Annotated in this window: 12 protein-coding genes; 9 read left to right on the top strand and 3 right to left on the bottom strand. The window is 54.4% G+C overall.

The window, feature by feature from the left end; genetic code table 11:
* Positions 1-167: 167 nt before the first annotated feature.
* Both IDH45_RS31070 and IDH45_RS31065 read left to right on the top strand, forming a co-directional pair.
* Positions 168-818 (top strand): TetR/AcrR family transcriptional regulator, encoded by a 651-nt coding sequence (locus IDH45_RS31070; protein ID WP_223837178.1) that lies wholly within the window; start codon positions 168-170, stop codon positions 816-818.
* Between the two features lie 88 nt (positions 819-906).
* Positions 907-2091 carry a hypothetical protein gene (locus IDH45_RS31065; protein ID WP_190932037.1) on the top strand — a complete coding sequence of 395 codons (1185 nt, stop codon included), beginning with the start codon at positions 907-909 and terminating at the stop codon, positions 2089-2091.
* Between the two features lie 648 nt (positions 2092-2739).
* Here the strand turns inward: IDH45_RS31065 and IDH45_RS31060 are convergent.
* The gene (locus IDH45_RS31060; RefSeq protein WP_190932057.1) at positions 2740-3000 is read right to left on the bottom strand and encodes a YqkE family protein; all 261 of its coding nucleotides are present in this window, start codon (positions 2998-3000) and stop codon (positions 2740-2742) included.
* Between the two features lie 65 nt (positions 3001-3065).
* Positions 3066-3503 carry a GNAT family N-acetyltransferase gene (locus IDH45_RS31055; RefSeq protein WP_190932036.1) on the bottom strand — a complete coding sequence of 146 codons (438 nt, stop codon included), beginning with the start codon at positions 3501-3503 and terminating at the stop codon, positions 3066-3068.
* A gap of 251 nt (positions 3504-3754) precedes the next feature.
* Here IDH45_RS31055 and IDH45_RS31050 point away from each other — a divergent pair, with 251 nt between their 5' ends.
* From IDH45_RS31050 to IDH45_RS31040, 3 genes are all read left to right on the top strand, one after another.
* Entirely contained in the window at positions 3755-5275 is a 1521-nt protein-coding gene (locus IDH45_RS31050) for an extracellular solute-binding protein (protein WP_190932035.1), read from the top strand.
* A 93-nt stretch (positions 5276-5368) separates the two neighbouring features.
* The gene (locus IDH45_RS31045; RefSeq protein ID WP_190932034.1) at positions 5369-7147 is read left to right on the top strand and encodes a cache domain-containing sensor histidine kinase; all 1779 of its coding nucleotides are present in this window, start codon (positions 5369-5371) and stop codon (positions 7145-7147) included.
* Between the two features lie 21 nt (positions 7148-7168).
* Positions 7169-8764, top strand: coding sequence for a response regulator transcription factor (locus IDH45_RS31040; protein ID WP_190932033.1), 1596 nt, complete (start codon positions 7169-7171; stop codon positions 8762-8764).
* A 119-nt stretch (positions 8765-8883) separates the two neighbouring features.
* Here IDH45_RS31040 and IDH45_RS31035 read toward each other — a convergent pair whose 3' ends face one another.
* Positions 8884-10053 (bottom strand): protein kinase family protein, encoded by a 1170-nt coding sequence (locus IDH45_RS31035; protein ID WP_190932032.1) that lies wholly within the window; start codon positions 10051-10053, stop codon positions 8884-8886.
* A 375-nt stretch (positions 10054-10428) separates the two neighbouring features.
* On the opposite strand from IDH45_RS31035, the gene IDH45_RS31030 reads away from it, so the two are divergent.
* The 4 genes from IDH45_RS31030 to IDH45_RS31015 all read left to right on the top strand — a co-directional run bounded on the left by IDH45_RS31030 (position 10429) and on the right by IDH45_RS31015 (position 14372).
* Positions 10429-11385, top strand: a complete 957-nt coding sequence (locus IDH45_RS31030) for an ABC transporter permease (protein WP_190932031.1) — start codon at positions 10429-10431, stop codon at positions 11383-11385.
* A gap of 23 nt (positions 11386-11408) precedes the next feature.
* Positions 11409-12347, top strand: a complete 939-nt coding sequence (locus tag IDH45_RS31025; protein ID WP_190932030.1) for a carbohydrate ABC transporter permease — start codon at positions 11409-11411, stop codon at positions 12345-12347.
* A 124-nt stretch (positions 12348-12471) separates the two neighbouring features.
* Complete coding sequence (locus tag IDH45_RS31020) at positions 12472-13977, top strand: type 2 periplasmic-binding domain-containing protein (RefSeq protein WP_190932029.1); 1506 nt, start codon at positions 12472-12474, stop codon at positions 13975-13977.
* A 239-nt stretch (positions 13978-14216) separates the two neighbouring features.
* Positions 14217-14372 carry a DUF1540 domain-containing protein gene (locus tag IDH45_RS31015; protein WP_190932056.1) on the top strand — a complete coding sequence of 52 codons (156 nt, stop codon included), beginning with the start codon at positions 14217-14219 and terminating at the stop codon, positions 14370-14372.
* Positions 14373-14381 lie beyond the last annotated feature (9 nt).

Here is a 14381-nt window from a genome sequence, read left to right as displayed (position 1 = left end):
AATACAAAGCAAGGGAAAAGTTGACAGGGTAACGGGCGTTAGTTAGCATTATAAATAATACAGGTCGTTGCATAACGCGCGAGTGCGTGCCCGTCCTGACTGTTTGTGCCCTCCGCAGCGTATGAACACTTCTAAATCGACTTGCAAAGGAGTGCAGCCTAGTGGCGATGACAACCGATTCGATCTTCTACCAGGATATGGACGGGAAACCGATTGAAAGTCCGAATAAGATCAAAATTATGGATATTTCCATCGAGCTTTTTTCCCGCAAAGGGTTCACCGGCGTATCGATCCGCGATATTACGAAGGAAGTCGGCATTAAGGAGAGCTCGCTGTACAACCATTTCCGCAGCAAGGAGGAACTGCTCTCCACGATTTTCTTTAATTTCCGGCGTTCCATCTCGCGGATTTTACCGCAGGAGGACCATCTTGGCGGTATGCTGCAGTCCGTGAGTCCGGAGCTTTTCCTGAAGCAAAGCTTGGCGGGCTTGATGAAACATATCGACGACCCGGTCATGGCCAAAGTGTGGCGGATGATGTATCTCGAACAATACCGGGACCGGGTGGTTCGGGATATTTATTTAAACGACATAGTCGGGAACATGTTGAAGTCGCTGGAAAAGGTGTTTTCGATCTGGATCGCTGCCGGGCGCATCCAGCCAGCCGACGCGCGCATCTTGGCGGCGGAGTATCAATACCCGTTGTTTGCGATGATCGGCGTTTATGTTTTGCTCAGGGTGGACGGAAGCAGCACGTGGGATATCGAGACGGGGATGCGCGAACACGTCGATTATTTCGTCAGCAAAATCATCGTCTAAGACGGACGCGGCAAGAGGGCACCGCAACTAATGAACCGCGCACTCGTCTAAACGGATATATCCAAGAATGTTGGGAGGGACAGGCGGTATGACAAGAAAACGCAGGCTCGCTATCCTTGTTTCTGCGGCTATTCTGCTGGGACCGGTCTGGGCGTCTGAGAAGGCGGAGGCCGGATCTACTCTTTCGGCATCGGTTACGATCTCGGAACAGACGGAACTGTTCGATCGTCCGGAAGAAGGCGGGACACCGGTCGGGGCGCTTGCGGCTTTTCAGTCTTTGGAGGTCGATTGGACCGGTCGCGAAGATCCGGCTCAGCTCGGCAACTGGATTCGGGTAAAGACATGGCTTGGCGCGAAATGGATTCGGGACGACGCCTCGGTGTTGTATGGGGGATATGCAGAAGAGCGGAAGGAAGTGACTTTACTGAACACCGTGGCGCTGTATGACGGGCCGGACCCCGCCAGGAAAACCGGAGCTTCCATCGGGCCGCAGCAGCTTCACGTGACGGGAACCGTCGCATACAGTCCCAAATATGCCGATACCGCCCGTCAGTTCAGTGCGGGCAGCGGCACGTGGTACCGGGTGAAGACGTGGCTCGGAGAGAAGTGGATCAAGGACCCGGCGATATTGGAACATGTGCCGGTATGGAAGAAGTCGTATGCGATGAAGCTGACCGGTGACGAGACCGCCTATCCGGTTCCTTACGAAACGGAAGGAAAAGGCGAGAAGGTTGCCGCCGGAGTCGTCCAAGTGGTCGCCTTCGGATGGGAAGGCAAAGGACCGTGGTCGCCGTACTGGTATCAGATCGAATGGAAGGGCGGCACACGCTGGATCACGCCCAAGCACGAGGCGCTCAAGTATTACCGGACGATGGATAAGGTGCTCGAGATCGGACCGGACGTATACTATTCCGACAAACCTTACTCGTACGCTACCGGGGAGGACCGCCTGCTGGCTCCCGGAACTTACCAGACGGTCGAAGCGACCGGAGAATGGGTGCGGCTCCAATCGGACGACGGCCCAAGATGGATCAATCTGAGAGCGCTGCTGGACGATCCGCAGCAGATCGTGACTACGGAGGAAGAAGTAGAGGTCGATGCGAAAACGGAGAGCTACTACTTCCCGGTCGGCGGAGAACGGCTTCATGGCAAGGGACATTACTCCGAGCAGAAGGTGCGCGCTTATGAGAAATGGACGGCCGCCGACGGAACGGTCTGGTATAACCTGGCTCCGGGAGAAACGGAATGGGTCAAGGCGAAGCCTGCCGAGTAAGCGGAGCATGGTAGCTCCTGGTGCCCGCGGATCATGATAGGTATAGGCGCATTTGGGCTTTTGCGCGCCGAAATAAGCGCAAATCGCGCTCCATGCGCCGAAATAAGAGCTGCGAACCGCCTCTATTTGGTCGAAATCGACGATTATCGGCCGAATAAGAGGTGCTGGCAGCTCTTATTTGCGTGGAACAGACGCAAATCGGGCTCCAAGCGCCGAAATAAGAGCTGCGAACCGCCTCTATTTGGTCGAAATCAACGATTATCGGCCGAATAAGAGGTGCTGGCAGCTCTTATTTGCGTGGAACAGACGCAAATCGGGCTCCAAGCGCCGAAATAAGAGCTGCGAACCGCCTCTATTTGGTCGAAATCGACGATTATCGGCCGAATAAGAGGTGCTGGCAGCTCTTATTTGCGTGGATCAGACGCAAATTGGGCTCCAAGCGCCGAAATAAGAGCTGCGAACCGCCTCTATTTGGTCGAAATCGACGATTATCGGCCGAATAAGAGGTGCTGGCAGCTCTTATTTGCGTGGATCAGACGCAAATTGGGCTCCAAGCGCCGAAATAAGAGCAACCCCAACCCCCAAAACCAAAAGCCGACGCTACAACCAGCATCGGCTTTTCCACATCAACCCGGACCAATCGTCCGGTTATTTATACTTCCGCCAGTCCATCCCGCTTTGCTCGAGCAGGTGACCAAAGTCGTTCTCGAGCCGTTTCTGCTCCGCTTTGCGCGCATGCTCCGCTTGCTTGCGCAGATCTTCCCTGCGTTTCTCTTCCGCAGCTTTCAGGTCATCGCCTGTGGCCTTGAGCTTCTGGATGACGTCGGGATTCAGTAAATCTTTTAGGGTCGCCGGCTGGTCGCCTGCCGTAGGGGATGGAGCGGGAGCTGGTCCTTTTTTCTTGGCCATCACGTTCACCTCGATTTCTTCCTTGTATCCGCCAGTTTGTCTTCATTATAGCAGGATCGGCCGCCTCACTCTACCGGCCGCAGCGGCTTCATGAAGTAGTAATGCCGGCTGCCTCGCGGCGCGTTGTCGATCTCGAACAGAAGCTGGAAGCCGTGCTTTTTGTAAAATTCGGGAGCCTGGAAGCCGAATGTATTCAGCTTTAGGAAGTCGGCGCCTTTGGAGCGGGCCGTGTCCTCGATCGCTTGCAGCAGCCGGGTGCCGTATCCTTGATGGCGATACGGCTCGTCTACCCACAAGATGTCGACTTCCACCCAATTCCAGCATAGGCAGCTAAGCAGTCCTGCGACGATGTCCCCTTGCTCGTTTTTGAGGATCAGATGGATCGGCTCGTAAACGGATTTCAGTTCATCGGCGACATGGCGGGCGTTATACTCGATCAGCTTTTGTCTGACATACTCGATTTGGCCTTGATCGGCGCGGACCAAGGAAAGATTATCGGTCATGAGGAGCCTCCATATGGCTTTTTGGTATTAACCATACTTGCATCGTTTGCCAAAAGGCAAGGGAAAGATTGGATATAGCGGAAAGGGTGGCTCATTTCGCCACGAAACGCGCCGCTTCGCGGTCCACGAGTTTCTTTTTCCCCCCCGGAATGATAAAATATTTCTTGAAAGAAAGCTGAAAGCGGTTCCGTTTTCAGGGGGTATCGCGTAAGTTCGCATCCGCTAGCAAGCGGTCGGAAAGGAAGACGCGAATGGGAAACACGACAAAGAGACAAAGAGTGCTTCTTGCGGCGGCGGGAACGGCTGCGATAGCGGCGGGGTTGTCCGTATGGGCGGTATTGTCGTCCGCAGGCGAAAAGACGGGGATCGAAAAAAGCCAAAAGAAGGAAATTTCCATCGTTGTTACTTCTCTTGGAACATCTTTTCCTCCGGGGATGGATGAAAACCATAATCCGTATCTGGACTATATCGAGCGGAATACGAAGCTCAACATCAACGTGAGTTTGCCGCCGAACGAAAGCTATCATGAGAAATTAAACATCGTCTTATCGTCCACCGCTTTGCCGGATATGCTGTATGCGGTCGACGATGTATGGCTGTCCAACAAAGTGCAGGAGCACAAGCTGCAGCCGCTCGACGAGCTGATCGACCAGTACGGCCCCGATCTGAAGAGGAAAATTCCGAAGGAAGCCTGGGATCAGGTGACATTTAACGGGATGATCTACGCCGTGCCGAGCATGAATGAGGTGAAGGGCGTCGAGCTGATGTACGCCCGCAAAGATTGGCTCGACCGGCTCGGGCTGAAGCCGCCGCGAACGCTGGACGAATATTATGAAGTAATCCGTGCGTTCACCTTCGGCGATCCGGACGGCAACGGGGTTCACGACACGATCGGATTGCTGCTGACGGAGAAGCTCGGGAGAAGCGCTCCGTTCTTCGGCGCGTTCGGCACCCAGCTCGACAGCTGGCTGGAGCGGGACGGGAAGCTGGTCTATTCCAATACGCTGCCTGAGACGAAGGAAGCGCTGGCCTTTTTGCGCCGATTGTATGCGGAGAGGCTGATCGATCCGGAATTTCCGCTGAACCGGACGAAAACGCTCGAAGAAAAAGTGGCGTCAGGCAAAGTCGGGATTTTCTCCGCCGCCTGGTACGATACCCGGGGGCCGATCGATCAGAACAAGCAGCGCGATCCGAAAGCGGAATGGATTCCGCTCGAATATCCGACAGGGCCGCGAGGCGAGAAGGGGACCTACTCCACATCGCTCGTTCGAGGATACAGTATCGTGCCCGCCGGCAGCCCGAACGGAGCGGACGTCATCCGGCTGCTCAATTTTATCGCGGGCGAAGGCCACAGCAACCTGAAGCTCGGTTTCGAGAACGAGATCTGGTCGATGAAGGACGGCAAGATGGTAACCAACTTCCCGGAGCACGACAAGCACAAGTACCGGGGCATCTATTCCGCACTTGTGGAAGTCATCGAGCCTGAGCTGGATAAGCAGCGTCTGGATTCGCTCGGGGAGCATTTCCGGTTATACGAAAACCAGAAAAGAGTCGAAAACAACCTGATCGTGAACCGGTTCACCGGGCTTCCGACTCCGGCCATGGGCAAATATATGATGAAGCTCTCTTCGATGGAGGAGCAGTTTATTAAGATCGTGCTGGGCGTAGCTTCTCTGGACGATTTCGATCAATACGTTAGCCGGTGGAGGCTGGAGGGCGGAGACGAAATAACGCGCGAGGTCAATGAATGGTACCGGGCCTCTCTGGACTAATCCGCAACGTCCTTGTTTACTCTAACAGAAACGGAGGTTTTCCGCATATATCCGCTCCGTTGGTTTAACCGGCTGTATCATCAAAATATTCAGATGAGGCTGACCGTATATTTTTTGTTTATTTTGCTGCCGCTTGTGGCCGTCAGCTTGTTCTCGAACTTTCAGTCGAGGCAGATGCTGCTCGACCAGACGACCGAGCGTACGAGGGCGGCGCTTACGTCCTCAATGGACTATATCGACGTAACGCTGCAGAACGTCGAGGAGATCTCGACCTTAATCGCAACCGATACGAATATGCTCCGGCTGCTCGATCAGTCCGGGGCGGATCTGTCGCCGCAAGACGTCGCCAACTTCACCGAGGTGCTGAAGCAGCTGTCCAATATTACGTCGATCAATCATATGATCTCGCAAATATCGGTGTACCATTCTTTGTCCAATGTAGCCGTGTCAACGACGACCGGCAGCCGGCATATTTCCAGCCAGACGCAGCAATCCTGGCTCCAACTGCTGGCCCGTTTCGGGGGAAGCGGGATTATGTACACACTGCCTGACGAGCCTACGCCCGACGGCAAGACGTTCGGCCAAATTATCGGAGCGGACGGAATCTCGCTGGTGCGCGCGATGGATCTGAACAATCCGGGCCGGCAGCCCAATCTGCTCGTCGTCACGCTGAACCAGACGAAGCTGCTTGACCTGATCCGCTCGCTGCTCCCGTCCGAGAATGCGCAAATCGTTCTGCTGACGGACGAGCGCAAGCCGATTACGGGGACGGGCGACATTACCGAGGCGAGCCTGGAGAAGCGGATGGCCGACAAAGATACGTTTCAAGTCGAGATCGGCTCCAAATATTACAAATGGTCGCTGCTGCTCATGCAGCCGCAAAGCGAAGTGTTCGCCAAGACGAAGCAGATTCAGGCGTATACGTATATCATTATCGCAATTAGCGTCCTGCTCGCGCTCTGGATCTCCTGGGCGGTATACAGCAGCATCGCTTCTCCGATTCAGAAGCTGATGCAGGGCATGAAGCGGGCCGGCAGCGGTAACTTCAACGTCAAGCTGGACAACCACCGGCAGGACGAGCTCGGTTATTTGACCCAGGCGTTTAACCAGATGATCTACGACCAGAAACATCTGATCCAGCACGGCTACGAACAGCAATTGCGCCTGGCGCTCACCGAACTGAAATTTTTGCAGACCCAGATCAATCCGCACTTTTTGTACAATACGCTGGATTCGATCTATTGGGCGGCCAAAAACTATGAGGCGGACGAAATCAGCGAGATGGTGCTGAACTTGTCGCGGTTTTTCCGGCTCAGCCTGAGCAAAGGCACGGACACGTTCACGGTGGAGGAGACGATTTCTCATCTGCACTACTACGTCCGGGTGCAGCAGCTGCGTTTCTTGGACAAGTTCTCGGTCGCCTACGACGTCGACGAAGCGAGCAAGCCGGTTCCAGTGATGAAGCTGCTGCTGCAGCCGCTTGTGGAAAATGCGATTCTTCACGGTCTGGAACAAAGGGAGCGCGGAGGACAGTTGACGGTACGGACGTATACGGAGGGCGGTTTTCTGTATATGATCGTTGCGGACAACGGGGTAGGGATGACCCCGGAGAGGCTCGATTATATCCGCGGGGAACTGGAGCACATCTTCGGTCCGGACAAGTCCGGATTGTCGCTGCCGCCGTGGGAGTCGAACAAAGATTTGTACGGGCTACGCAACGTGGCTTCCCGAATCCGTATGGTATACGGCAAACAATCCGTTATAGAAGTGGAGAGCCGGCAAGGGGAGGGGACGGCGGTGACGGTTCGTCTGCCGCTTGACCGATGCAAGGAGACGTTCCAGCTTTCTCCCGAACAGACGGAACCAGATTAAGCGAAAGGAGCGAACATCGGGATGAATTTGCTGATCGTGGAAGACGAGATTCGACTATGCAACAGTTTGGCTAATAACATTCCTTGGGAGCAGCACGGGATCGATATCGTCGGGATGGCTCATAACGGAATGGATGCCCTTGAACTGATCGAGAGGAAGAAACCGGACCTGATGCTGCTCGACATTCAGATTCCTGGCGTGGACGGGCTGACGGTGGCGCGCAAAGTGGCGGAGCAGGGGCTGATGACGAAGACGATCATCCTGAGCGGACACGACAATTTCACCTATGCCCAGAAGGCGCTGGAGTTCGGGGTGTCCAAATATTTGCTGAAGCCGGCAGGCGATTCGGAAATTCTCGATGCCGTGCTGGGGGCCGCCCAGCAGCTTCGCAGGGAGCTGGAGCTGAAGCATAGCCAGGATGCGCTGCAGGAGAAGTGGCGTCATAACTTGCCGCATCTGCAGAACAATTTCTTCGTGAATTGGCTGAACGGGAAATTTGTAGAGTGGGAAATTACGAGACGCAGCCAGGATGTGCAGCTGGAGCTGGAGCATGATGCCAGGTACGTGGTCGCTGCGCTGGATATGGACCCTGTGTCGGAGGAGGAAACCCGGTTTACGCAGCAGGACATGCCGGTTTTGCAGTTTGCTTTAAGCGGGATTGCCAAGGAACTGCTGCCGGAGTATTGGGTATGCTCCGACCCGGGAGGGGCAACGGCGCTTATATGGAAAGCGCCGGCGGACAAAGACGACGGCGTCGTGATGCTGCAGGTCAATACCGATATTACCCGGCTGCTGTCTACCGTAAAAGAGTGTCTGAAGCTGACCGCAAGCGCGGGAATCTGCCGGACGACCGGGGGGCGGGACGAGGTGCCGGAGCTGTACCGGCAGTCGATGCGGGCGCTGCAGAACCGGATCATCTACGGAGGCAATATCGCCATCCCGTTCCGCGAGGAGTCGGGGGACAAGCCGGTGCTTCCGTCGGACCCGAATCTGGAGAAGGCGCTGGAGATCGCTCTTCAGACGGGGGACGAGGAGAAGGCGGCAGATACGCTCGACAGGCTCTGGTCGGTGAGCGGCATCGTAACGGCTGAATCGATGGACGACGTGCAGGAGAACGTGATGTTTTTCGGCGCGCTGCTGATCCGAATTATGCAGAAGCAGGGATGGCCGTTCAAAGATTTTGCCGGGGACGACTATGTCCACTTCTTTAATCCGCAGGCGCTGGGCCATAAGGAGCAAATCCATGCGATGCTGCTGCGGATCGTGCGCCGCGCGGCTGTATATGTGCAGAAGCAGCGGATGTCGGTCAGCCATCAGATCGTAAAGCAGTTGCTCAGCATCGTCGAAGAGGAGATGGATCAGGAAATATCGCTCCATCAGGTGGCGGACCGGCTGTTCGTCAATTCCTCGTACTTGAGCCGTCTGTTCAAGCAGGAGACGGGCAAATCGTTCTCCGCTTATGTGATCGAGCGCAAGATGGAGCGCGCCAAGGCGGCGCTTCTCGACGGTGCCAAAATCAGCGAAGCGGCCAGTCTCGTCGGCTATCACGACGGCAGCTACTTTACCCGCGTATTCCGCAAGTACTGGGGTGTAACGCCGGGGGAAGTACGGCCCTAAGCAGCGCTTCCCGATCCCAACCCCAGCCCTTGCCTGTCTGTCTCCGGGCATAGGGGATGGAGGGAGCGCCGCCCGACGTACAGCTATAGATGGCACTACTAGCCGGGGGCGTTCCGCGGCTAGTTTGGCATGCCCCCAAACTCCTTGTGGAGCCGCTTGGCTTCCTCCAGCAGTTGCATGTGGACCTCCGTAATCGACAGCAAGAGGCGGGCTCTCTCCTCCTGCGCTTCCCGCTTGGCGCCTTCCGAACTGCGGCTGGCTGCCAGCAGTTCGATCATCTTGGGCACTTCCCAGATGCTGCGGGCGGCGACCGCCGTGCAGAAGCCGTATCGCGCCAGACGGACGTCCCCGCCCCATCCGGAGCCGCTCAGCCCGTCCGTATACCGGCCGAACAGCAGTCGATCGTACGCTGCATACCGCTCGGGCCGGATATACCGCTTGCTCATCGTCAAGCCGTAAAACCGCCCCAGTTCCTCGCCTACGCCGGATACGCTGGCAAACTGCCAATCGATAAGCACCAGACGTATATCCCGGTTCGGCTCCTGGCGGATATACATATTTTTGCGCCATATATCCTGGTGGGCGAGCACGCGAGGCAGCCGCTCCACCCCATCGATCAGATGCGGCATATGGAGGAGCAAGTCCTCGTACCGGTCCAGAACGGACCGAATCCGCTGCTCGTCGGCGGAGGCGTGGTGCCAGTCCGCTTCCCGCACGTTGACCGTATATTTGCTGCACTCGGCTACCCAAGAGCGGAGCCAGGACCGGCATAACCAGTCTTCTTCCGGAATAGGCAGCCCGTTCAAATAAGCCGCATGGAATCGTCCGATCTGCCACGCGGCGTATCCGTACTCGTCATCGGACCATACGCTGTCCGTATTCCCCGGAATTTCCTCCAGCCACAGCCACAGCCGCCCGTCCGGCTTCTCCTCCACGGCATAACAGTCCGGAACGGCTATACCTTCCGGCAAGATTCCCCGAAGGTCCGAACGATAGGCGAACGCTTCGCGTTTCCAATAGTTGTAATGCGTCCCCGCTGCCCTGTCGGCATCGGGATTTGTAATTTTGACGATCAAGGACCACGGGACGAAGCTTCGGTCAACCGTGGCTGTGCCATGCAGACGAAACAGTCCGCCGTTCACGAAATTCGGAGTCCGGTAGTCGATCGTCGCGCACGTCCAAGACTCGATCGCTGCATCGGACCTGCCGAGCAGCTTGTGTACGCATCCAAGCATCACCTGCTCGTCGAACTCCTCGTGTACGCTTCTTACGGCAATCGGCTGCGGCATCGGCTGTTTCCTCCCTTCTTCGGGCATAAAGATATCCGTTCTCCAAACCATGCTGTACCGCGATTATAACGCACATACGTTCGCCGGACAAGGGAAGACGACGCGCCTGCCGAGAAGTATTTTCAGACAAATTACGACATTCGGTTCCTCTCTTTGGAATCGCTTTCATAGTTGTGCTTTTTGTGTGAGGCGCGCGGTTAAGGCAACTTGGAGCTTGCATCCCGGGAGTTGTCACGAAAGTACCAAAAGACGTAAAAGTAGTCCGGTACAAACGGCCCCCCGGTTTGCTACACTTGGAACAACAACGGATTCGCCGGGCGAAAGAAAGCTCTAAGGCGCCGTTCTCGACAGAATCAGAAGGGGGACGACAACAAGATGGAGCCTGCAACAAATGGAGCAACTGCTTCCTCACCCCGGAAATCGTATGCTAAGACGTTATGGACCGACATCCGCAAAGATTGGGACTTATACGTAGCGCTTATTCCGGGACTCGCATTCATTTTGCTATTTAAGTACACGCCCATGTACGGGATCGTTATTGCGTTTAAGGATTTCAACATCTTCGAAGGCATGGCGGCCAGCCCGTGGGTAGGCCTGAGGCATTTCGAGAAACTGCTCGTCAACGAAAATTTCTGGCAGGTGTTTCAGAATACGCTTATTATTTCCGTCTATAAGATCGTATTCCTGTTCCCGCTTCCGATTATCGTCGCCATCCTGCTGAACGAGCTAAGACACATGGTGTTCAAGCGGAGTATTCAGACGATCATTTACTTGCCGCACTTTTTGTCCTGGGTAATCGTCAGCGGTTTGTTCATCGACATTTTGTCCACGAACGGCGGTATCGTCAACCGGATGATCGTCGCGCTTGGAGGAGAGCCGATCCGCTTCTTCCTCGACAGCGATATATTCCGTTCCGTCCTGATCTCGTCGGCCGGTTGGAAAGAGGTCGGCTGGAGTACGATCGTATACTTGGCGGCATTAACCAGCATCGATCCGCAGCTGTATGAGGCTGCGAAAATCGACGGAGCGAGCAAGTGGCAGCAGGTGCTGCACATTACGCTTCCGGGACTTATTCCTATTATTTTGCTCATGTTCATTCTTCGTCTCGGCAACATTCTGGAGGCCGGCACCGAGCAAATTCTCGTTATGTACAATCCGAGCGTCTACAACGTCTCTGACGTTATCGGCACCTACGTGTACCGGATCGGGTTAGGCGATCAGGATTACAGCTTCTCCACCGCTGTAGGCTTGTTCGATTCGGTTATCGCCTTCGTCCTGATTATCTCGGGTAACGCGCTAAGCCGAAAATATTTGCAGCGTGGGATCTGGTGACGGATTATGAAGGGGGATCAGCTATGACTACTAGCGAAGCGTCTAACGTCGCGAAGGCACCCAAAAAGTCCGGCGGCGGCATCAAAGCATCATTTGGCGAGAAAGTGTTTTCCGTATTCAACCATACCTTTTTTGTACTGCTTGCGATTACGACGATCTTTCCGTTTCTTAATCTGATCGCGAAATCATTCAGCAGCGAGGCGGCTGTCGTCTCGGGTATCGTATCGTTGTGGCCGGTCGACTTCCAGATCGGAACGTATAAGTACGTCGTTCAAAATTCGTTGTTCATGAATGCTTTTAAAGTGTCGATAACCGTAACGGTTGTCGGTACGGCGCTCGGTCTGTTTATGACGACACTGGTCGCTTATCCGCTGTCGAAGCCGAGGCTCCGCGGGCGCAAATGGTTCATCCTGATGTTTATCTTCACGATGTTGTTCAGCGGCGGTCTCATTCCGACCTACCTGCTTATGCAGAAGCTGAACTTGATCAACACGTTGTGGGTGTTGTTCCTTCCGTCGATGGTCAGCGTTTATAACATGCTTATTATCAAAAACTACTTTGAGAGTCTGCCGGACAGCCTGGAGGAATCGGCCAAGCTGGACGGAGCGAGCAACCTGACGATTTTGTTCCGGATTATGCTTCCGCTGTCTATGCCGGTTCTGGCTACGATCGCACTGTTCTATGCGGTAGCGTTCTGGAACGATTACTTCGCGTCACTCATCTATATCAACTCGGCGAATCTGAAGCCGCTGCAGCTGTACTTGAAAGAGCTGTTCGTGTCTTCCAGCGACACCTTCCTTCGTTCGGGTCAAGATATTAATATCGACGCCGCGATGAACGCATCGCCTCAAGCGATCCAGGCCGCTTCGATCATACTGGCTACGCTGCCGATCCTAATCGTATACCCGTTCCTGCAAAAGTATTTCGTGAAGGGCGTTCTTGTCGGCTCCGTCAAGGGATAACAAGCAGGTGCTCTGTATATGAAGGGGGGTGGTTGGGGAAAACGGAAATGGGCTCTGAAGGCATTATCATGAGGTATTGCATGAATCGATAACGGATTTGCACAGCTAAAAGGGAGGTTCATCCATGTTCAAAAAAACATTGTCCGTTGTATCCATCGCCACTTTGGCGGTCTCGCTGGCGGCTTGCGGCGGCGGAGATCCAAAAACGTCCGGGGGCAGCACGCCGGCTCCGGCAGAAGGAAATAAAGTTGACGCTAACAAACCGAAGCCGGAATTCAAAGCGCTGATCCAATACGGCCGCTTCGATCCGAATGCTGAGCCGGTTGCCAAATATTTGAACGAAAAAACTGGTTACAAAGTAACGTACGAAATGCTTCCGGTTGAGAACGCCGACGAGAAGCTGAACCTGCTTATGGCTAACAAAGAGCCGTACTCGTTCCTCATTCTGAATGCGACTCAATATGCGAAGCTTGCCGCTTCCGGCGCATTGGAACCGATCGACGAGATGGTTGCCAAAAACGGAACGAACCTGAAAAGCGTCATCAGCCAAGCTTCCTGGAACGGTGCGAAGCTGAACGGAAAAACGTTCGGTATCCCGCAAACAGGCTCCGGCGTCATCGCCAACCTCGGTCTGTTCGTACGTCAGGACTGGGTTGACGAGCTCGGCTTGAAAGCTCCGACGAACCGTGACGAGCTGTATACGTTCTTGAAGACGATTAGAGAGAAAAAGAACGTCATCCCGCTCACTGGCGGTAAAGCTCCGATGGTTGAGCAAATCGCTACAACGTTCGGCATTACGACGACCTGGAACGAAGCAAACGGCAAAGTCACGCATATGGCCGAGCATCCGAATATGAAGGCTTATGTAGAGTTCATGAAAAAGCTCTATGACGAGAAGCTGATCGATACCGAATGGTCCATCAACCAATCGAACAAAGTCATCGAGAACTTCACGAGCGGTAAAGCGGCTATGATGCCGAACGGATACTACAATGCGCCATCGATCCAAAACGCGCTGCTCAAAAACTTCCCGAACGCCAAGATGGATATCTTGCCGCTGGTTAAAGGCGACAACGGCAAAGCCGCAGCAGTAGGCTCCGCTTCCATCGCTTATTATGCAGCGATTCCGAAGTGGGCGGAGAACAAGGAAGAAGTGCTGAAGTATCTGGATCTGAAGCTGGAGAAAGACATTTTCAAAGGTGCGGCTATCGGTGAAGAAGGCGTTCACCACAAATTGGAAAACGGTAACTATATTCCGATTCTGCCTAAATTCAACGACGAGTGGAACAATGCAAGCTCCTTCCTGACCGGCGTTGACGAGAAAAACTATCCGATCTACTGGCAAGCCCGCGTTCGTAAGGACCCTATCCTGACCAACGCCTTCACCAAGCTACAAGAGAATGCCAAAGGCAGCATGGTAACCGATCCGCTGGCGTTCGCACCGCCGATCGATGCTATCGCCAAAAATGCTCAAAAGCTGAACAAGCTGATGGAAGATACGCTTATCAAGTACATTACTGGTGCCGAGCCGGTTGCCAACTTCGACAAATTCGTCACTCAATGGAAAGCAGAAGGCGGCGACGATATGACGAAAGCGGCTAACGAGTGGTACGCAGCTAACAAGAAATAAGAAACAGCTTTAATAAGGGTAGCAGGAGAAGGAGAATCGAAAAAAACCGCTGTTCGCGTATGCGACGGCGGTTTTTTCGTGTCCGGAATCGGGCGCTGTCCGAGGATATAGGAAGGATCAGGCTGTTATTGGTATGGTGCGATGTATTTGCGGAGCGCACAAGAAAAAAACGCCGGAACGAGTATAAAACCATGCTCGTTAGGCCGACCCTTAATAGGAGGAAGGGAGGTGAGATGAGCATGGCAAAGGACGTATTGTGCGAGGTTAATTCGTGCAAATATTGGGCTAACGGCAACAAATGCAACGCTTCTTCGATTTATGTGGTCAGCCACCGCGGCAATCACGCGAGAAATTCCGAAGAGACAGACTGCAAGACGTTTGAAGCAAAAATTTAAGGTTTGTCT

The sequence above is a fragment of the Paenibacillus oceani genome (genome assembly GCF_014705615.1).
Taxonomy (GTDB): Bacteria; Bacillota; Bacilli; order Paenibacillales; family NBRC-103111; genus Paenibacillus_AB; species Paenibacillus_AB oceani.
The sequence above is the reverse complement of the archived record's forward strand: the minus strand, read 5'-3'. Positions and strand labels throughout refer to the sequence as shown.

What these genes read in the sequence shown, in the direction of transcription:
- IDH45_RS31060 (WP_190932057.1), bottom strand. Translation starts at nt 3,000, where the DNA reads ATGGCCAAGAAAAAAGGACCAGCTCCCGCTCCATCCCCTACGGCAGGC.
- IDH45_RS31020 (WP_190932029.1), top strand. Translation starts at nt 12,472, where the DNA reads ATGTTCAAAAAAACATTGTCCGTTGTATCCATCGCCACTTTGGCGGTC.
- IDH45_RS31055 (WP_190932036.1), bottom strand. Translation starts at nt 3,503, where the DNA reads ATGACCGATAATCTTTCCTTGGTCCGCGCCGATCAAGGCCAAATCGAG.
- IDH45_RS31070 (WP_223837178.1), top strand. Translation starts at nt 168, where the DNA reads ATGACAACCGATTCGATCTTCTACCAGGATATGGACGGGAAACCGATT.
- IDH45_RS31045 (WP_190932034.1), top strand. Translation starts at nt 5,369, where the DNA reads ATGAGGCTGACCGTATATTTTTTGTTTATTTTGCTGCCGCTTGTGGCC.
- IDH45_RS31025 (WP_190932030.1), top strand. Translation starts at nt 11,409, where the DNA reads ATGACTACTAGCGAAGCGTCTAACGTCGCGAAGGCACCCAAAAAGTCC.
- IDH45_RS31040 (WP_190932033.1), top strand. Translation starts at nt 7,169, where the DNA reads ATGAATTTGCTGATCGTGGAAGACGAGATTCGACTATGCAACAGTTTG.
- IDH45_RS31035 (WP_190932032.1), bottom strand. Translation starts at nt 10,053, where the DNA reads ATGCCGCAGCCGATTGCCGTAAGAAGCGTACACGAGGAGTTCGACGAG.
- IDH45_RS31065 (WP_190932037.1), top strand. Translation starts at nt 907, where the DNA reads ATGACAAGAAAACGCAGGCTCGCTATCCTTGTTTCTGCGGCTATTCTG.
- IDH45_RS31015 (WP_190932056.1), top strand. Translation starts at nt 14,217, where the DNA reads ATGGCAAAGGACGTATTGTGCGAGGTTAATTCGTGCAAATATTGGGCT.
- IDH45_RS31030 (WP_190932031.1), top strand. Translation starts at nt 10,429, where the DNA reads ATGGAGCCTGCAACAAATGGAGCAACTGCTTCCTCACCCCGGAAATCG.
- IDH45_RS31050 (WP_190932035.1), top strand. Translation starts at nt 3,755, where the DNA reads ATGGGAAACACGACAAAGAGACAAAGAGTGCTTCTTGCGGCGGCGGGA.